Raw genomic sequence first — 20,637 nt, forward strand, 5'->3', positions numbered from 1 at the left:
AATTTGAAGTTACTAGTTTATCAGGTTGTTAGTGAATTAAAATCTTCTCTTTACAAAACCTTACTCAAAAAATCCTTGGTCCGTTGTTCTTGGGTTTGGTCAAAAATCTCCTCTGGCCTTCCATCTTCGACAACAACTCCATCCGCCATAAAGATGACACGGTCTGCTACCTCACGCGCAAAGCCCATTTCATGCGTCACAATCACCATGGTCATCCCCGACTTGGCAAGGTCTTGCATAACAGCTAGAACTTCCCCAACCATCTCAGGGTCTAGGGCTGAAGTCGGTTCATCAAAGAGCAAAACATCTGGTTCCATAGCCAAACCACGTGCAATGGCAATCCGTTGTTGCTGCCCACCTGACAAACTCTGTGGATAGGCCTTTGCCTTATCTGGTAGACCAACTTTTTCTAGCAGTTCTTGGGCTCTTTTCTCCGCTACTTCCTTGCTTTCTCCTTTGGTTTTTATTGGTGACAAGGTGATATTTTCCATCACCGTCATATTGGGAAAGAGGTTGAATTGTTGGAATACCATGCCCATCTTTTCACGCATGGCAAAAAGGTCATTTTTCTTATCCGTAATATCGACACCTTCAAAGATAACCTTTCCCTTACTTGCTTCCTCGAGAAGATTCATCGAACGAAGGAGAGTTGATTTCCCGCTACCTGACGGACCGATAATGACCACAACTTCTCCACGTTTAATCTCAAGATTGATGCCTTTTAAAACTTCATTTTTCCCAAAAGATTTATGTAGTTCTTCAATTTTAATCAAGGTTTCTGTCATTATTTCTTGTCTCCTTGTCCAATATGTTTTTCAAATGCTTTCAACGCCACTGTCAAAACAGAGGTCATAATCAAGTAGTAAAAGGCTGCAAATAAAAGGGGAGTCAATGGTAAATAAGTTGTTGTTGCTACTGTCGTTGCACCATTCCACAACTCCATCACCCCAATCGCAGACAAGAGGGAACTATCCTTGATAATGATGATAAATTCATTTCCCAATGCTGGTAAAATATTCTTGATTGCCTGTGGCAAAATGACATAACGCATAGCATTTTTGGGACGAATACCCAAGGAATAAGCCGCCTCCAATTGTCCTTTAGGAACTGCATTGATCCCTGCACGAACGGTTTCAGACACATAGGCACCACTATTCATCGAGATAATCAGAATACCTGGAATCAAACGAGAAAGGTCCACACCTAAAATTCCCACTTGAATAGTCGGAGCATTGATATGCATAAGAGCAAAGGCAATCATAATCTGAACCATCATCGGAGTACCTCGGAAAATCCATACATAGATATTCGCAAACCAGACAAGAGGTTTAAAACGTGATCGTTGAGCAAAGGCCAATAAGACACCTAGAATGGTACCGAAAAAGACTACCAGAATTGAAATCACTACAGTGATAAGAGCTCCGTAATTAAAATAAGGTAAATACTTTGGTAAAAAGGAAAAATTCATATAAACTCAGCTTTCTAAATATCAGATTGTATGATTATAACATATTTTGAATTAAAATTCAATATTTTTTCACTAATTTTCACCAATAATTTTATGCAAAAGAGAAATAGCGAGAAATCTTAGTTTTTTCTAGTCAAGTCCCCGTGGTTTATGGTAAAATAGTAACGATAAGAAATGGAGGAGAATCATAATGGAATCACATTTGGTTAGAATCATCAACCGCCTAGAAGCTATGACAAAAGATGGCGGAAATCTAAAACGTAATTTTGAACGTGAAGGTGTTGTTGTCGCAGAAGTTGCATACAGCCATGACGAAGAAAACGGATCACTCTTCACCCTTCGCGATGTAGAAGCTCGTGAAACTTATACCTTTGATAGCATTGATTTGATTGCAATGGAGATCTACGAACTCCTTTACTAATAAAAAAGCAGCAGGGAAAACCTGACTGATGAACGAGAATCCTTTTTGTCCCTGCAAATGGGATTTTTTCTTACCTTCAATGTTGCTTGATTCTCCATGAATCCTTTTTTTAAAAACGACCACTTCCCAATCTTTTTACTTGCTTTACACCTTAATCATGCTATAATGAGAGTATAAAACTTTGACTATTCTTGACCTTTTTCTTAGGCCAAGGATAAGAATGAAATGAGGTAGATGTATGCTCTGTCAAAACTGTAAAATAAACGACTCAACAATTCATCTGTATACCAATATCAATGGACAGCAAAAGCAAATTGATCTCTGTCAAAATTGCTATAAAATTATCAAAACAGACCCAAACAATACCCTCTTTAAAGGAATGACTGACCTAAACAATCGTGACTTTGATCCTTTCGGAGACTTTTTCAATGATTTGAACAATTTCAGACCTTCTTCTAATAACATCCCTCCCACTCAATCAGGTGATGGTCACGGTGGAAATGGGGGTTATGGACCTCAAAACCGCGGCCCACTTCAAACACCTCCTAGCCAAGAAAGAGGACTCCTAGAGGAATATGGTATCAACGTAACTGAGATTGCCCGTCGTGGGGATATTGACCCTGTTATCGGTCGAGATGAGGAGATTATCCGTGTTATCGAAATCCTCAACCGTCGAACAAAAAACAATCCTGTCCTAATCGGAGAACCAGGTGTTGGTAAAACAGCCGTTGTTGAAGGTCTAGCTCAGAAGATTGTCGATGGCGATGTTCCCCATAAACTCCAAGGTAAGCAGGTCATCCGTCTGGATGTGGTCAGTCTAGTTCAAGGAACGGGTATCCGAGGCCAATTTGAAGAGCGTATGCAAAAACTCATGGAAGAGATTCGCAAACGTGAGGATATTATTCTCTTTATCGATGAAATCCATGAAATTGTCGGTGCGGGATCTGCTGGCGATGGCAATATGGATGCTGGAAATATCCTCAAACCTGCCCTTGCCCGTGGTGAATTGCAACTGGTCGGTGCCACTACTCTCAATGAATACCGTATCATTGAAAAAGATGCTGCTCTAGAGCGCCGTATGCAGCCTGTCAAGGTAGATGAACCAACTGTTAAAGAAACCATTATCATCCTAAAAGGGATTCAAAAGAAATACGAAGACTACCATCACGTCAAGTATACTGATGCTGCTATCGAAGCAGCTGCTACTCTTTCCAATCGCTATATCCAAGACCGCTTCTTGCCTGACAAGGCTATTGACCTTTTGGATGAAGCTGGTTCTAAGATGAATCTAACGCTGAACTTTGTTGATCCTAAAGTAATTGACCAACGTTTAATTGAAGCTGAGAATCTCAAGGCTCAAGCTACACGAGAGGAAGATTTTGAAAAGGCCGCCTACTTCCGTGACCAGATTGCCAAGTACAAGGAAATGCAAAAGAACAAGGTGACCGATCAGGATACTCCAATTATCAGCGAGAAAACCATTGAACATATCATTGAGCAGAAAACCAATATTCCTGTTGGAGAACTCAAAGAAAAAGAACAGTCTCAGCTTATCCATCTAGCAGACGACCTCAAAGCTCATGTCATTGGACAAGATGAAGCTGTCGATAAGATTGCCAAGGCCATCCGTCGTAATCGTGTTGGACTTGGTACTCCCAACCGCCCAATCGGAAGTTTCCTCTTTGTCGGACCAACTGGTGTCGGTAAGACAGAACTTTCCAAACAACTAGCCATTGAGCTCTTTGGTTCTGCTGACAGCATGATTCGCTTTGATATGAGTGAATACATGGAAAAACACAGCGTGGCTAAGTTAGTCGGAGCCCCTCCAGGCTATGTCGGCTACGATGAAGCTGGTCAGTTAACGGAAAAAGTTCGTCGCAATCCTTACTCTCTCATCCTTCTCGATGAAGTTGAAAAAGCCCACCCAGATGTGATGCACATGTTCCTCCAAGTCTTGGACGATGGTCGTTTGACTGATGGGCAAGGACGAACAGTTAGCTTTAAGGATGCCATCATTATCATGACCTCAAATGCGGGTACTGGTAAGGCCGAAGCCAGCGTTGGTTTTGGAGCTGCTCGTGAAGGTCGAACCAACTCTGTTCTCGGGGAACTCGGCAACTTCTTTAGTCCTGAGTTTATGAATCGTTTTGACGGCATCATCGAATTTAAATCTCTCAGCAAGGACAACCTTCTCCAAATCGTCGAACTCATGCTGGCAGATGTCAACAAACGCCTCTCTAGCAACAACATCCACCTCGATGTGACAGACAAGGTCAAGGAAAAGTTGGTTGATCTAGGTTATGATCCAAAAATGGGGGCACGCCCACTCCGCCGTACTATTCAAGACTATATCGAGGATGCTATCACAGACTACTACCTTGAAAACCCAAGTGAAAAAGACCTCAAGGCAGTCATGACAAGCAATGGTAAGATTCAAATCAAATCTGCCAAAAAAACTGAAAAAACAGAAGAGATTGCTTCTGAAAAAGAAGAATAAAACGATCTAACAGGTGCAGGAAGTCTATCAATTTCTGCACCTTTTTTTACTAAAATAACTGTTTATTCTTGACAGCTTGCCCCTCGTCCATTATGATAATAATAAAGATACTAGAGAATGAGGAAAATGTAATGGCAAACCCAACTTTTGGTGAAAAAAAAGAGAATGTAACCTACCAGCCCCGCTATGGTGTTTACGTAGTTATTCCTGATGCAGAAAAAAAACAAATCGTTCTAGTTCAAGCTCCTAATGGGGCTTGGTTCTTGCCAGGCGGAGAGATTGAAGCAGGCGAAGACCATCAAGAAGCACTGAAGAGAGAACTAATCGAAGAACTAGGCTTTACAGCTGAAATCGGAACCTATTATGGGCAAGCTGATGAGTATTTTTACTCTCGCCACCGTGATACCTACTACTACAATCCAGCTTACCTCTACGAAGCCACTTCTTTCCAAGAAGTACAAAAACCATTAGAAGATTTTAATCATATTGCTTGGTTTCCTATTGACGAAGCAATAGAAAAACTTAAACGTGGCAGCCACAAATGGGGAATTGAAGCTTGGAAAATTCAGCATAGAATTGACTAAAATACACGATTTTATCCAAAAAGTGCTATAATAGAGTTAGAAAATCGGAGGAACTATTATGAAGCTTATCAACACGACTAATTCACACTCGCAACTTGTTAAAAGCCAATTAGAAAGTACTGACGCAACTCTTGTTGAGGTCTATTCTGCTGGAAACACAGATGTGATTTTCACACAAGCTCCGCTTCACTATGAAATCCTCATTTCCAACAAACACCGCGCTATTCGTGAACCAGAAATCGAAACCATTCAAGATTTCTTCATGAAACGCAAAATCGATAAAGATAAGATCGATGAAGCTAATATCAAGACCCTCTACTCTGATAAATTGATTGAAATTTCTATTCCTACAAAATAAGAAAGCCAGCTTAGAGCTGGTTTTCTTTTGCAAAAAGCTTGATAATGTTACCAAGCTTTTTCATTTTATTTCACAGCTTCTTTCAAAGCATCTACCTTATCCAAACGTTCCCACGGAAGGTCAATATCTGTACGTCCCATGTGTCCATAAGCCGCTGTTTGACGGTAAATTGGACGTTTGAGGTCTAGCATTTGGATAATTCCTGCAGGGCGAAGGTCAAAGATTTGACGTGCTGCTTTCTCAAGCTTGCTTTCAACTACCGTTCCAGTGCCAAAAGTATCGATACGAACAGAGACAGGCTGGGCAACACCGATAGCGTAGGCCAATTGCACTTCTGCCTTCTTAGCAAGACCTGCTGCAACGATATTTTTGGCAATGTAGCGAGCTGCATATGACGCAGAACGGTCCACCTTCGTCGCATCCTTACCAGAGAAGGCACCACCACCATGACGAGAGTAGCCACCATACGTATCCACGATAATCTTACGACCAGTCAAACCTGAGTCTCCTTGAGGTCCACCGATTACGAAACGACCAGTCGGATTGATGAAGAATTTTGTCTGCTCATCCAAGTAAGAGGCTGGAATCACCTCTTTGATAACCTTGTTAATCACATCATTGTGAATTTGTTCATTGCTGACTTCTGGGTCGTGCTGAGTTGAAATAACGACTGTATCCACACGTACTGGACGATCATTTTCATCATACTCAACTGTAACTTGTGATTTTGCATCTGGGCGAAGATAGCTGATTTCACCAGACTTACGAAGTTCTGCCAAGCGACGAACCAGTTTGTGGCTGAGTGAAATTGGTAATGGCATGAGTTCTTCTGTTTCATCCACTGCGAATCCAAACATAAGACCCTGGTCACCTGCTCCAATCAAGTCAAGTGGATCTTGATCTGCATTTCCACGAACCTCCAAGGCTTCGTTGACCCCTTGGGCGATATCCGGTGACTGCTCAACAAGCGATGGATGAACTCCAACTGTTTCCGCAGAAAAACCATACTCTGTATTGGTGTAACCAATCTCTGCAATGGTATTACGAACCACACGGTTAATATCCACATAGGCATTTGTAGAAATTTCACCAAAAACGTGGACAGAACCAGTGTATACAGCTGTCTCAGCAGCAACGTGCGCTTCTGGATCCTCTGCTAAAATAGCATCCAAAATCGCATCTGAAATTTGGTCTGCAATCTTATCCGGATGCCCCTCAGATACAGATTCAGACGTGAATAATTTACGTTCTGACATAAAAATGTCCCCCCTTAAAAAATATTGTTATAGAGTTACAAAGTACTGATAGGTATTTCTATAGTCTAAGAGTTACGACACGAAAGAAATAAAAACGATACTTTTTTATTTCTGAAGCTAGTAAGGCGCATAGGGTGACCGCTTAATAGCGGCAACCGTAGAATGAAGAGCGACTTTGGAGCCATCATTCTTTGCGAGTTACAAAGTACTGATAGAAATTTCTACCATCTTATCGGGACTATATAACCTTATCATTATACCACTTTTTACTTTTTTTTGCAGTATTTTTGAAAATTCATAAAACGAAGTTAGAAAAAGGAGCCATTCAGCTCCAATTTTGTTCTTAGAATGTTTGGCGTTTGGCTTTTCGCTCGGCACGACCACGTGCACGATTTTCAGCACGCTTGGTTTTGCGGCGTTTTTCATCCACCGCCCATTGAATCTTCTTCTTATAGCCTGGTTTGACTTTTTTCTTTTTCTTTTTAACCAAGCCAATCATTTCAATATCAAGCTTATCCTGCTTCTTTTCACGATTGGCGCGACGATCACGGTCATAGGTATCTTGGAATTCTCCGTCTTTGACCATCTTAGGAATAAACTTGATCCCTAATTTCTCCAACTCACGAATATCCGAGTCATCACTTGGCTGATAAAGGGTAATAGCTGTACCTGGTAGGCCATTTCGTCCAGTTCGACCAACACGGTGGACAAAGAAAGATAAGTCTTGCGGAATGGCATCATTAATGACATGACTGACACCTTCAATGTCAATTCCACGCGCTGCCAAGTCTGTTGCGACAATGTACTCAAAATCAAGATTCTTCACCTGATTCATGATTCGCTTTCGCTCGCGAGGAGCAATATCCCCATGAATCTTAGCTACCTTCAATCCTTGAGCAGTCAAATAAGAATGCAATTCATCTGCCCGCGTCTTGGTATTCACAAAAATCATAGCCAGATAAGGTTGCATGACTTGAGTTAACTCATAAATCTGAGCATTCTTGTCACGACCCTTGGTCGAAATCAACCAATTATCAATGGTATCAGAGATGACTGTCTTGGTCTTGATTTTCTCCATGACAGGATTTGACAAATATTTTTTCAAGAAGGGCTGCAACTTCTGTGGAATAGTTGCTGAAAAGACCATGAATTGCAAGTCTTTTGGAAGGCTTCCTGCAATCTTGTCAACTGTCTCCAAGAATCCCATATCTAAGGTCATATCGGCTTCATCGACAACAAAAGTCTTAGCCTTGTGAATAGCCAAATCACCAGATTTGACCAAGTCATAGATACGCCCTGGCGTCCCGATGACAATATGGGGTTGGCTACTGGCAAGTTTTTCAATCTGACGCGCCTTATCCGTACCACCCACATAATTAACCACACGGACTTCGACATCTGAGTGAGCTGCAATCTGACGAGCTGCTTGGTAAATCTGAGTAGCTAACTCACGACTTGGAGCAGTGATTACAGCTTGCACACTATCGCTAGTTTCATCCAATTGCTGGAAAATGGGTAGCAAGAAAGTGTGGGTCTTCCCTGAACCTGTTTTTGACTCACCGACCAAGTCACGACCTGCCAAGACAATAGGAATCAACTTTTCCTGAACTTCGGTAGGAGTTGTAAATTTCAACTCCTCCAAAGCCTTTTTTATATAATTTTTAAACTGAAATTTCGTAAATGACATATTATCCTCGATTCTATTCGTCTAACCATTATACCATATTTTGAACATTTTCAGTAGTCCAACTCATCTGACCTATCACAAGGCTCTCAATTTCTCCAAATACCACTCTTAGACTTAAAATTAAACATTTGATTTCTAACAAAAATACAAAAAGAGAAGACCAAATTAGTCTTCTCTCAGCCTTAAAGCTTGTGACTCAGATAGATTTGTCAAACAGTCAACTACCTGCTTAATAATCTTATAAAAGTCGATATACTCTAGATAAAATCAGTGTTTAATCATCTTTCCGCTTGCGACCAAGAAGTAATCCTCCTAGACCTGCAAGAAGAGAGCTTGTCATTAGTCCAATGAGTGAAAGTGGTGCAGTACTTCCTGTATTTGGCAATGTAGCTTGTTTTACCTTTTCTCCTGCTGGACTTTGAGCTGGTGGATTCTCTTCAGGTTTTCTTGGTTGTTCTGGTTGATGTCTATCTGCCTGATTATTATCAGATCCCTGCTCTTCTCCTGGATTCACTGGCGGAACTGGATTTGGTTGAGGTGCTGGTTGCGGAATAGGAGCTTGCTTAGCTTCAAAGGACCACTTACCGACGAAGGTTAGATTTGCTCCCTCTTCCACTTCTTGATAACCTAGGAATGTCCATGTACCATTTGCAACAGCAACTTCTACAGGCATCGGCGCTTCTGGAACGAAAGCAATTGCTGCAGAAGTACTTGTAGTATATGTTCCACTTTGCGGAAGTAAGCTCAATACTTCTGCTGGCAAATTGTTGTCTGCCGTGGCACTTTCGAAGCGGTAAGTCACTTTATAGGTTTCAATTACCGGTGCAGGCAAAACATTAACTGGTACAGAAACTTCAGCAGAAGAACCATCTGGATAATCAATACGAACTGTACCGCTATAAGTACCTGGTTTTGTAGTATCAATTTGACCTGCAGGTGTGATATCTACTACCTTAGTGCCAGCTGGAAGGCTTGGCAAGTTCGTCACATTATCGGTCAAGTCTGGTGTTTGACCAACCTTGATAGTTTCTTCCGTTACTTGAGGCGTATAAGTTTCAGCATTTGTCGGATTCGCCTTGAATTCCCATTTTCCTACAAACTCAACATCGGACTTATTGACTACAGCGCTATCTGCGTCATAACCCTTGAAGGTCCATGTGCCGTCGTTCACAGTATCTGTGTATGTGGTTTGAGCTGGTTGTTGAGCGGAAACAGAGGCACCATTCACATAAGTTGCACTGTCACTTGGAGTCAATGCTGTGATGGCTGCTGGAAGAGTCTTACCTGCTGTCTCACTCTCGAAGCGATAAGTAGCTTGGTACTTGTTAGCTTCAAAGGCCCATTTTCCTACAAACTCAACATCGGACTTATTGACTACAGCGCTATCTGCGTCATAACCCTTGAAGGTCCATGTGCCGTCGTTCACAGTATCTGTGTAAGTGGTTTGGGATGGTTGTTGAGCGGAAACAGAGGCACCATTCACATAAGTTGCACTATCGCTTGGGGTTAATGCTGCGATGGCTGCTGGAAGAGACTTACCTGCTGTCTCACTCTCGAAGCGGTAAGTAGCTTGATACTTGTTAGCTTCAAAGGCCCATTTTCCTACAAATTCAACATTAGCCTTGTTGACTACAGCGCTAGCTGCGTCATAACCCTTGAAGGTCCATGTGCCGTCGTTCACAGTATCTGTGTATGTAGTTTGAGATGGTTGCTGAGCGGAAACAGAGGCACCATTCACATAAGTTGCACTGTCGCTTGGAGTCAAGGCTGCGATGGCTGCTGGAAGAGTCTTACCTGCTGTCTCACTCTCGAAGCGGTAACTTGCTTGATACTTGTTAGCTTCAAAGGCCCATTTTCCTACAAATTCAACATTAGCCTTGTTGACAACGGCGCTAGCTGCGTCATATCCCTTGAAGGTCCAAGTGCCGTCGTTCACTGCGTCGGTGTATGTAGTTTGTGATGGTTGTTGAGCGGAAACAGAGGCACCATTCACATAAGTTGCACTGTCGCTTGGAGTCAATGCGGCGATGGCTGCTGGAAGAGTCTTACCTGCTGTCTCACTCTCGAAGCGGTAACTTGCTTGATACTTGTTAGCTTCAAAGGCCCATTTCCCTACAAACTCTACATTTGCCTTGTTCACGACTGCATTGGCTGCGTCGTAACCCTTGAAGGTCCAAGTACCGTCGTTCACTGCGTCGGTGTAAGTGGTTTGGGATGGTTGTTGAGCGGAAACAGAGGCACCATTCACATAAGTTGCACTGTCACTTGGAGTCAATGCTGTGATGGCTGCTGGAAGAGCTTTTCCTGATGTTGCACTCTCGAAGCGATAAGTAGCTTGGTACTTGTTAGCTTCAAAGGACCATTTTCCTACAAACTCAACATCGGACTTATTGACAACGGCGCTAGCTGCGTCGTAACCCTTGAAGGTCCAAGTGCCGTCGTTCACTGCGTCGGTGTATGTAGTTTGTGATGGTTGTTGAGCGGAAACAGAGGCACCATTCACATAAGTTGCACTGTCGCTTGGAGTCAAAGTGCTGATTTCTGCTGGAAGAGCTTTTCCTGATGTTGCGCTCTCGAAGCGGTAAGTAGCTTGGTACTTGTTAGCTTCAAAGGACCATTTTCCTACAAATTCAACATTAGCCTTGTTGACTACAGCGCTAGCTGCGTCATAACCCTTGAAGGTCCATGTGCCATCGTTCACAGTATCTGTGTATGTGGTTTGGGATGGTTGTTGAGCTGAAACAGAGGCACCATTCACATATCTTGCACTGTCACTTGGAGTCAAGGCTGTGATGGCTGCTGGAAGTGCTTTCCCTGATGTTGCGCTCTCGAAGCGATAAGTAGCTTGGTACTTGTTAGCTTCAAAGGACCATTTTCCTACAAATTCAACATTAGCCTTGTTGACTACAGCGCTAGCTGCGTCATAACCCTTGAAGGTCCATGTGCCATCGTTCACAGTATCTGTGTATGTGGTTTGGGATGGTTGTTGAGCTGAAACAGAGGCACCATTCACATAAGTTGCACTGTCACTTGGAGTCAAGGCTGTGATGGCTGCTGGAAGTGCTTTCCCTGATGTTGCGCTCTCGAAGCGATAAGTAGCTTGGTACTTGTTAGCTTCAAAGGACCATTTTCCTACAAACTCAACATTAGCCTTGTTGACTACAGCGCTAGCTGCGTCATAACCCTTGAAGGTCCATGTGCCGTCGTTCACAGTATCTGTGTAAGTGGTTTGGGATGGTTGTTGAGCGGAAACAGAGGCACCATTCACATAAGTTGCACTATCGCTTGGGGTTAATGCTGCGATGGCTGCTGGAAGAGACTTACCTGCTGTCTCACTCTCGAAGCGGTAAGTAGCTTGATACTTGTTAGCTTCAAAGGCCCATTTTCCTACAAATTCAACATTAGCCTTGTTGACTACAGCGCTAGCTGCGTCATAACCCTTGAAGGTCCATGTGCCGTCGTTCACAGTATCTGTGTATGTAGTTTGAGATGGTTGCTGAGCGGAAACAGAGGCACCATTCACATAAGTTGCACTGTCACTTGGAGTCAAGGCTGCGATGGCTGCTGGAAGAGTCTTACCTGCTGTCTCACTCTCGAAGCGGTAACTTGCTTGATACTTGTTAGCTTCAAAGGACCATTTCCCTACAAACTCTACATTGGACTTGTTGACAACGGCGCTAGCTGCGTCATAACCCTTGAAGGTCCATGTGCCGTCGTTCACAGTATCTGTGTATGTAGTTTGAGATGGTTGCTGAGCGGAAACAGAGGCACCATTCACATAAGTTGCACTGTCACTTGGAGTCAAGGCTGCGATGGCTGCTGGAAGAGTCTTACCTGCTGTCTCACTCTCGAAGCGGTAACTTGCTTGATACTTGTTAGCTTCAAACTTCCACTTACCTGTGAAAGTCAAATCAGCTTTTTTCACAAACTTACTTTTGGCATCGTAACCAAGGAAAGTCCAGCTACCATCGTTCATATCATCTTTGTAAGTCTTTGTTGTCGGCTCTTCTGCAAAAACTCTCGTCCCGTTGAAGTAAGTTGAGCCATCTTTTGGCGCTTTCTTCTGGATAAATTCAGGCAAATCAACACCAGCCGTTTCGCTTTCAAAAGTATAGCTTACATGATGCGGTCTAGGCGTTGCTTCCCAGATACCTGTAAATGTCACGCGCTTGCCATTATATGTCGCATTCTTCTGATCGTAACCTTTGAAGGTCCAGACATAGTCTTTTTCTTCTTCAACTACTGATTCTTTAGCAGGTTGTTTGGCTACAATGGTGTCACCAACCTTATAAGAAGCCTCATCATTTGGAAGCATTCCCAAAATACTTTGTGGCAATGGAACACGTGCGTCAGAAGATTTGAATACATATTCTGGATTTGGAGTAGGTACCCAGCTTCCAAGGAAAGTCTGTCTGCCTTTTGCTACAACGATTTTTTCTTTATCGTATCCTGCAAATGTCCAAGTCACTTTATTTGCTATATCAACATAAGTCGTTTCACTTGGTTGTTCAGCCAGAATTTCCTTAGTATATAACTTGTAATCATAAGGATTTTTCGGAGTCAACTTGGTGATATGATCTGGTAGTGCAAAAGCAGGATTAGTTGATTGGAACTGATAGTCTATACCATTTGGCGTAAAGCTCCAAGATCCTGTGATGGTCTTCACTTTCGTACCTGCAATAGCTTTTCCGTATTTATCCGCATCAAAACCATGGAAGGTCCATGTACCTGTCGGAACAGTTACTGTGGTGGTGTCAAGTTTGCTTGCATCTTTGTAATCATCAGCTCGTGCAACGAAATCAGTGCCAGCTGAAAGCATGTCGCGAATCTTATTTGGAAGAGGATACGCAGGAGTCGAGTTAGTAAATTTATACTCCACTCTATAGATCGTATCAGACTGATTGGTAGGAACCAAAATCCATTTCCCTCTAAAGATAACGTCTCCTGCCCCGACTGTTTTCACACGTGGAGAAATAGTCGTATTATCATCTTCATAGTAGTCATCAAATACCCAAGTCCCTCGGCCATCAGGATCCTCAAATCTTGTTTTAGACGGCATTTTAACGCGAGCTTTTTCACCCTTGACAAATTCTCTTTCGTAAGTGATTAAATTATACAAAGTTGATGGCGGATAGATCGTTTGACCAGAATCATCTTTTGAATCTGTATAGAAGTCATAATAAACACTACGCTTGGTCGGTTCAAAGACCCAGTGGAGTGTGTAAGTAGAGTCCTCATCATCAGATGGTTTTTCTATCTTCTCAGGAGCAATAAACTTCCATGTACCATCATTATCATCATCTGTGTATGTATAGAAACTTTCAATGACATATCTAACATTATCAGAATAATCTTTCGGAGATGTCGTGATAGAAGCTGGAATTTGCGCCTTCAGATCATTCGGAATAGCCTTCCCTGGGGTATCACTGACAAAGTCAAAGGAAACAGTCTTATCTCTGTGTGGTGTGAAGGACCATTTACCTGTAAAGAGAACTTTATCTTGATTAACTACCTTGCTATTAGCGTCATAGCCATTAAATTTCCAAGTACCCTCGTTATCAAAGTCCATGTAGGTCGTCTCACGTGGATATTCCACATATACAGTATCGCCATTATCGTAAGTATTTGTATTACTTGGCGTCAAGGCCTTAACTGCAGCTGGTAGAGATCGACTAGGATCTGAGCTAACAAACTCATAGTTTTCTGAGTACTTATCCGCTACAAAAGTCCAAGTACCTGTAAACTTAAGGTTCCATCCTTTATGATCCCACTCACTTACTGGTTTTTCAGTAAAATCGTAGCCTGTAAAGGTCCAGGTACCCTTGTTAATTGCATCATAGTAGGACTCTTGAGTCGGTCTAACAGACTGAACCATCTCACCTTTCGGGTATTGCTTTCTCTTTGCATACTCCCATTCAGGCATATCTACCGGCTTCAGATTATTGATCTCAGCAGGTAGTGCTTTGCCAGCCGTTCCACTGACAAACTCATAAGTCGGTTTCCGAGGAACCCCTTTAAATACAAACTCCAATGGTATTGTAACTTTTGGTATTTCCCCATATGTAGCCGCCCGCTCTAGTTCACGACTGAAGGTTAAATCTACTACATCTTCCTCAAAGGTCCAATTTCCTTCATTTTCCGCATCATAGAAGGGTTTGTAGAGATTTTGAGCTTCATCGTAGCGAAGCAAGGCTGCTACCGTATCCAGTATATTTTTAGGTAAATACTCATCACGTTTATCAAACTGATTGAGAGAAAGCTTGTAATCGTATAGCTTACTTTCTAGATCTTTTATCTCCTTAGGAAGAGGTAATTTATATTCGTCACGTGAGGTCTTAGGACTACTTGGTAAATGATAAAAATTCTCAAAATCGTGCTGGTTCATAGGTTTGTAGGATACAGTGACATCCTCAAAGTATTTCCAAGTTCCTACGAACTCTACATCGCCATTGTTTGCCACTTTACTTGGAGCATCAAAGCCAGTCAAAGCCCAATAGCCTTTTCGGTTAGGATATTCTTCTGAAGTATAAAAAACATAGTGAAATTCTTGTGCTTTTACTACTTCACCCTCAGCAAATCTTCTTTTATCTTCTGGACTCCAATTTGCAACATAAGATGGCAAAGTTTTTCCAGGTGATCCATTAACCGCTCTATAGGTTGCCTTATATGGTGTCGGTGTAAATTCCCACTTACCTGTGAAGAAGACATCATCTTTGTCAATCACCTGGCTATCATAGTCATAACCCTTAAAGGTCCATCTACCACTTCCATCATTCTCTACATAAGTTGTTTCAGTTGGCTGGATGGCCTTTACTTTATCGCCCTTTTTGTAGATTTTTGTGTCTTCTGGCTTTAAGTAGCTCAGTCCCCACGGAGCTGATTTTCCTGGTGTAGCACTTTCAAACTCATAAATTGCTGTGTGAGGAGTCTTATCCTTGTCTGGGATGACTTTCGGATTTTTATCACGAAGACCTGAATTGACAAAAGTCACTAGATTGCGATAAATTTTATCAATTTCTTCTTGCTTTGTCGCAGTTTGAAGTACGCTATCAGCCGCTGTCATCACGCCATTCAAGATTTCTAGACTATCGTCTGTCTTACTTGAAAAGTCCTTGCAGCGCAACTCTTTGAGGTAGTTCTCCAAAGCGCTCTTATTGAGACTAGCATTTGCTGACGCTGTTTGAGCAGTGATTGCAGCTGGCTGGCTTGTTGCTGTAGCTGGTTGAGCATTTCTAAAGCCTGTAGATGTTAGTGCTTCACTTGTCTCTGCTACGGTAGATTCAGAAGATTTCAAAGTAACTTGGTTTTCTTTCTGAGGCTCTGCTTGCTCTATTGTAGAAGAGCCCACCGAGACCTGACTCTCTGCTTTATTCTCCACTTGTTCAGTAGCCGTAAGCTCATCAGCTTGAGCTACTTGAGTGGCTCCCATGACCGCAGGCGCAAACAAAAATCCAATCGCAAGTGACACAGTAGCAACTGACAATTTGCGGATTGAATATTTTATCTTTCTATCCTGAAAAAACATTCCAGTCCTCCTTTTATTTCATCATTTCTATTTTATCATAAATAGTTGATATTATCGATTTTTTTGACCGTGAATTTTTAAAAATTTATTTGTGGATATTTTCTCATAATATACAAATATACAAAAAACTTTCTTCTCTAAAATTGTGATTATAGGGATTTTTGTAAAAAAATGAAAGGAATCGCTCCCTTTCATTTTTTGCTTTTATTTCCAATTTAATACCGCGTTCAAACCATAGTGGTCACTGACTTGCGGACTATTCTGACCATCAAAAACTACATGCAAGCTTTCTACTTCTAACTCTTTCGTTGTAAAGACATAGTCAATTCGAAGCGGTTCGGTATTTCCTTTCCAACCATCAATTTCTGGTGGAACGGTATAGCTACCGCTTCTCTCTTTCGCAACTTCAAAAGCATCTTGTAACTCTAGAGGACTAGCTAGAATCGCTTGGTAGCCCTCCTGACCAGCTGGGTTATTGAAATCACCAGCTAAAATCAGAGGTTTGTTCAAACCTTTCAGCACAGCCTCAAATCGAGCCCATTCTTCCTGGAAACCTTTATCCCACCAAGAGAGATGGACGCTTGCAAGAGCAAGCTCCTTCCCTTCAACCTCTGTCTCAGCCAAGGCAACGCGACGAGTATGGTAGTCCGTTGGGTCATCTACATCAGACACTAAAATTTCACGCGCCTTAATAGGCGTTTTAGATAAGATTGCTACACCTTCATGATAGCGGTCATAGCCGATGTGATTGTAAGCCCAAGTCCAGTAGTAGGTTCTCCCTTTCTCAGCCAATTTTTCGACCAGGAGTCGGACATAGTGATCCTGATGAATGGGTTCTGCCGCTGGTAAAGCTTGATAAAGATGATCAACCTCTACCTCAGGCGAAGTAATTTCTTGATTGATTTCTTGGAAGCAAATCAAATCATAGTCTTTTTCAAGAATATCCTGGAGTAAGAGCTGGAATTTTTCTTCTGCTTCCTTCTCCATCCAACTGTGGGTATTGAGTGTTAAAAATTTCATGCTTTTCTCCTAAAACAAGAGGTTGGAAAACAGCTTCCAACCTCAAGCATATTACAATTCTACTTTAGCAACTGCTGTTTTAGCTGCAAGAGAACCAGTTTGTTCTAATTTAACAGATTTGAGAACATCTCCATTTGTGAAGACAACCACTGTTGAAGTTTCACGACCTGCTGCACGGATAGCATCCAAGTCAGCTGTAACAAGAAGATCACCAGCAGCAACCTTTTGTCCTTCAGAAACGTGAACTGTGAATGGTTTACCTTCAAGGCTTACAGTATCCAAACCGATGTGAACAAGTACTTCAAGACCTGCTTCAGTCACAAGACCAAGAGCGTGTTTTGTTGGGAAGATACTTGATACAGTACCAGAAACTGGAGATACGATATTTCCATTGGCTGGTTCTACTGCAAAACCATCACCCATCATTTTTTGAGCAAAAACTGGGTCTTTCACTTGTTCCAAGGCAATGACTTGACCGTCAGCTACTGAGTAAACATCCTCAGTTACACCTTTGTAATGTACAGTATTTTGTTGAGCTTCTGTCATTTGGCTTGGAAGAGTTTCAGGAATTACTTCACCTGAGTCAAGGATATCTTGGATATCAGATTTCAACACGTCAGCTTTTGGTCCATAGATAGCTTGGACACCTTGTCCTTTCATGACAAGTCCCATAGCCCCTTCAGCTTTCCATTCTTCCTCAGTACCAACACGATCTGCATCCTTAACAGTTACACGAAGACGAGTCATACATGCATCTACATCTACGATGTTTGCACGACCACCAAGAAGGTTAATGATATTTACAGCTTGAGAAGCAGCGGCAACTTTTGTTTCACCTGAAGCTGCATCTTCTGATGCTCCTTCAGCAGTTTCATAGTTTCCGTTACGTCCTGGAGTTGCGTAGTTGAATTTCTTAATCATGAAGTTCGCGATGAAGTACATGATCACAGCAAAGAGGACAGTTACCCAGATAAAGTTAATAATATCCATACCAAGACCAGCGTTGATAGCTAGCGGAGTACGAGTCAAGAATTCAATTGAACCGAATGAGTGCATACGAAGGTGAACAATATCCGCCATAGCAAAGGCAGCACCTTGAACAAGAGCATACACTAGGTAAAGAGGTGTTGCGATAAACATAAACATATACTCGATAGGTTCAGTAACCCCTGTCAAGAATGTTGCAAGGGCTGTCGCAATCATCATACCCTTGTATTGGTGTTTCTTGTCAGCATCAACATTGCGGTAGATAGCAACGATGACACCCATCAAGATACCGAATGAACCGATCATTTGACCAACTTTGAAACGAGCTGGAGTGATAGTTGTAAGAAGGTGTTGGTATTGGTCAGCATTTGAACCTTTAAGGTTAACAAGGTCTGTCACCCAAGCAAGCCAAAGTGGGTCTTGACCAAATACTTGTGTACCTTTTGCTGCTCCAGTAAGGATTTCGTATGTTCCACCAAGAGCTGTATAGTTCATTGGGATAGTGAGCATGTGGTGAAGACCAAATGGCAAGAGCAAACGTTCCAAGGTACCATACAAGAATGGTGCGAGAATTGGTGCAGTTTCTTGTGAGTTGGCAATCCAAATACCAAAGCTATTGATACCTGTTTGAACTACTGGCCAGAAAGCAGCAAGTGCAATCGCTGCAATTGTTGAACGAAGAATAACGACAAATGGTACAAAACGTTTACCATTAAAGAATGAAAGTGCGTCTGGAAGTTTACGGTAGTTGTAATATTTGTTATAGGCAGTTGCCCCTACAAAACCTGAGATAATCCCTACGAAGACACCCATGTTAAGGGCTGGTGCTTCAAGAACACTGATAAAGTAGTCAGCAACCTTGATTGAGCCACCAAAGAGAGTAGTGACCATAGCCTCAGGGTTTTTCAACATATCACCTGTAACACCGAAGATAGTACCTGTGATACGGTTAATCAAGATAAAGGCAAGCCCAGCTGCAAATGCACCACCTGCACGTTCTTTTGCCCAGCTTCCCCCAATAGCAAGGGCAAACAAAATATGAAGGTTACCGATAACCCCCCAACCAATTTGCTCAAGGATTCCACCTGTAATCACTAGAGGAGCAAGATTTGGGTCAATCATCACGATTGATTTACCGATTGAAATCATCAATCCAGCCGCTGGCATAACGGCGATAACCACCATTAGAGCCTTACCGAATTTCTGCCAAAACTCGAAAGACAAGACATTTTTGAATGTAGCTTTCATCATTCAAATCTCCTTTATTTTATTTAGGCAAACGTTTTACGAAAACGTTTGCACTTGTTTATACTTTAATTATACCACTTTTATTTTTTTTGTAAAGGCTTTTATAAAAAAATTTTCCGTTTTTCTTAAATTTTTATACAAGTGCTAAATTTCAAGTTCAAGTTAGCCAGTAATCAGTCTTCTCTGGGAGACTTGTAGTCCAAGCATTTTTTAGGATAGTTATTGATCCAGTTTTCGATGAAGGCGACTTCTTTGGAGGTCGTTTTCTTGGTTCCTTTAGGTAACCATCTACGAATGAGCCTGTTGTGATTCTCATTGGTTCCCCTTTCCCAAGAGGCATAGGGGTGTGCATAGTAGATATGCTCCTTAGAAAACACATCAGATAAGCGGTTGAATTCGGCTCCATTATCTGCCGTGTTGGAAAGAATCTTGTGTTGTCTTAAGATGAGTCTTAGAGCCTGATTGACAGACTCAGCGATTTTATTTGGAATTAATCGAATGATTTGATGTCTGCTCCTTTGATCCGTCAAGGCCAGTAGACAGTAGTTTTTCGCTTTGAAACGTCCCTTTCCAATACATTGTAGGACTGTACCACGCTTGATTTCATTGTGGATGGTCTGAGGAGCTTTTCCAAGTAGAGAGGCGATTTCTCTATTTGATTTTCCTTCATTTTTCCATCGTTCGATTAACCGACGGCTATGGATTGTCAAGTGTTTAGCTTTTGTAGTATAATTGATTTGCATCTCTGTGCCTTTCTTGTGTTTGTGGTGAACAACAAGTATAACACAGAGGTGTTTTCTTATGCCTATAACTAGATTTCATTTGACAACATAGACTAGTTGAACCAGCTCATTTTTAGGAAAGTTGGCTGGCTAACTTCATTATAGAACTTTCAATTTTTATACAAGCGCTAAAAGAAGAAGCTCTATAATATTTGTAGTGGGTAAATCCCCTATGGATATTATGGAGCCTATTTTGTTGTAGAAAAAAAGTCCCATAAGATCTATAATGAAAAGCGACCAAACCATCATTAGAAAGAATCATATGGAACCATTACATTTTATCACAAAACTACTCGATATTAAAGACCCTAATATCCAAATTATGGATGTTGTTAATAGAGATACCTTCAAGGAAATCATCACTAAACTGGACTATGACGTCCCGTCTTGCCCTGAGTGCGGAAGTCAAATGAAGAAATATGACTTCCAAAAACCATCTAAAATTCCTTACCTTGAAACGACTGGTATGCCTACAAGAATTCTTCTGAAAAAGCGTCGTTTCAAATGCTATCAGTGCGCGAAAATGGCGGTGGCTGAGACTTCCCTAGTCAAGAAAAATCATCAAATCCCTCGTATCATCAACCAAAAAATTGCTCAAAAGTTGATTGAAAAGACCTCTATGACTGATATTACTTATCAGCTGGCCATTTCAACTTCAACTGTTATCCGAAAGCTCAATGACTTTCACTTTAAGCCTGATTTTAGTCGACTTCCTGAGATTATGTCCTGGGACGTTGAAACAGTCAGGGGAGTGACTGTTTCAATCGGGAGATGAAGATGAGTTTCATTGCGCAAGATTTTGAA

The 20,637-nt window shown here is 41.8% G+C and carries 12 protein-coding genes and 1 pseudogene; 5 read left to right on the top strand and 8 right to left on the bottom strand.

Annotation, left to right across the window (positions count from 1 at the left end):
• Nucleotides 1-50 precede the first annotated feature (50 nt).
• Nucleotides 51-785, bottom strand: a complete 735-nt coding sequence (locus B7708_RS04230) for an amino acid ABC transporter ATP-binding protein (protein WP_084973988.1) — start codon at nucleotides 783-785, stop codon at nucleotides 51-53.
• Nucleotides 785-1,468 (bottom strand): amino acid ABC transporter permease, encoded by a 684-nt coding sequence (locus B7708_RS04235; RefSeq protein WP_084973990.1) that lies wholly within the window; start codon nucleotides 1,466-1,468, stop codon nucleotides 785-787. Before B7708_RS04235 ends, B7708_RS04230 begins: the two co-directional genes overlap by 1 nt.
• Nucleotides 1,469-1,658: 190 nt before the next feature.
• On the opposite strand from B7708_RS04235, the gene B7708_RS04240 reads away from it, so the two are divergent.
• From B7708_RS04240 to B7708_RS04255, 4 genes are all read left to right on the top strand, one after another.
• Nucleotides 1,659-1,889: a DUF1797 family protein gene (locus tag B7708_RS04240; protein WP_000443577.1), complete on the top strand. Its 231-nt coding sequence runs from the start codon at nucleotides 1,659-1,661 to the stop codon at nucleotides 1,887-1,889.
• Nucleotides 1,890-2,127: 238 nt separating this feature from the next.
• Nucleotides 2,128-4,386 carry an ATP-dependent Clp protease ATP-binding subunit gene (locus B7708_RS04245; RefSeq protein ID WP_084973992.1) on the top strand — a complete coding sequence of 753 codons (2,259 nt, stop codon included), beginning with the start codon at nucleotides 2,128-2,130 and terminating at the stop codon, nucleotides 4,384-4,386.
• A gap of 131 nt (nucleotides 4,387-4,517) precedes the next feature.
• Complete coding sequence (locus tag B7708_RS04250) at nucleotides 4,518-4,970, top strand: NUDIX hydrolase (protein WP_084973994.1); 453 nt, start codon at nucleotides 4,518-4,520, stop codon at nucleotides 4,968-4,970.
• A gap of 58 nt (nucleotides 4,971-5,028) precedes the next feature.
• Nucleotides 5,029-5,328 (top strand): DUF1827 family protein, encoded by a 300-nt coding sequence (locus tag B7708_RS04255; RefSeq protein WP_000767190.1) that lies wholly within the window; start codon nucleotides 5,029-5,031, stop codon nucleotides 5,326-5,328.
• Nucleotides 5,329-5,393: 65 nt separating this feature from the next.
• Here B7708_RS04255 and metK read toward each other — a convergent pair whose 3' ends face one another.
• The 6 genes from metK to B7708_RS04285 all read right to left on the bottom strand — a co-directional run bounded on the left by metK (nucleotide 5,394) and on the right by B7708_RS04285 (nucleotide 19,794).
• Nucleotides 5,394-6,584: a methionine adenosyltransferase gene (gene metK / locus B7708_RS04260; RefSeq protein WP_084973996.1), complete on the bottom strand. Its 1,191-nt coding sequence runs from the start codon at nucleotides 6,582-6,584 to the stop codon at nucleotides 5,394-5,396.
• A gap of 343 nt (nucleotides 6,585-6,927) precedes the next feature.
• Nucleotides 6,928-8,271: a DEAD/DEAH box helicase gene (locus tag B7708_RS04265; RefSeq protein WP_084973997.1), complete on the bottom strand. Its 1,344-nt coding sequence runs from the start codon at nucleotides 8,269-8,271 to the stop codon at nucleotides 6,928-6,930.
• Between the two features lie 274 nt (nucleotides 8,272-8,545).
• Complete coding sequence (locus B7708_RS04270) at nucleotides 8,546-15,796, bottom strand: SHIRT domain-containing protein (RefSeq protein ID WP_084973999.1); 7,251 nt, start codon at nucleotides 15,794-15,796, stop codon at nucleotides 8,546-8,548.
• Nucleotides 15,797-16,000: 204 nt separating this feature from the next.
• A complete protein-coding gene (locus tag B7708_RS04275) occupies nucleotides 16,001-16,816 on the bottom strand; it encodes an endonuclease/exonuclease/phosphatase family protein (protein WP_084974001.1) in 816 nt (271 codons plus the stop codon).
• Between the two features lie 51 nt (nucleotides 16,817-16,867).
• Nucleotides 16,868-19,054: a PTS transporter subunit IIBC gene (locus tag B7708_RS04280; protein ID WP_142358265.1), complete on the bottom strand. Its 2,187-nt coding sequence runs from the start codon at nucleotides 19,052-19,054 to the stop codon at nucleotides 16,868-16,870.
• 170 nt (nucleotides 19,055-19,224) lie between these two features.
• Nucleotides 19,225-19,794, bottom strand: coding sequence for an IS30 family transposase (locus B7708_RS04285; protein ID WP_084974003.1), 570 nt, complete (start codon nucleotides 19,792-19,794; stop codon nucleotides 19,225-19,227).
• 301 nt (nucleotides 19,795-20,095) lie between these two features.
• Here B7708_RS04285 and B7708_RS04290 point away from each other — a divergent pair.
• Nucleotides 20,096-20,637, top strand: a pseudogene (locus tag B7708_RS04290) (transposase family protein); the annotation flags it as partial.

The sequence above is a fragment of the Streptococcus oralis subsp. dentisani genome (assembly GCF_002096615.1).
Taxonomy (GTDB): Bacteria; Bacillota; Bacilli; order Lactobacillales; family Streptococcaceae; genus Streptococcus; species Streptococcus oralis_U.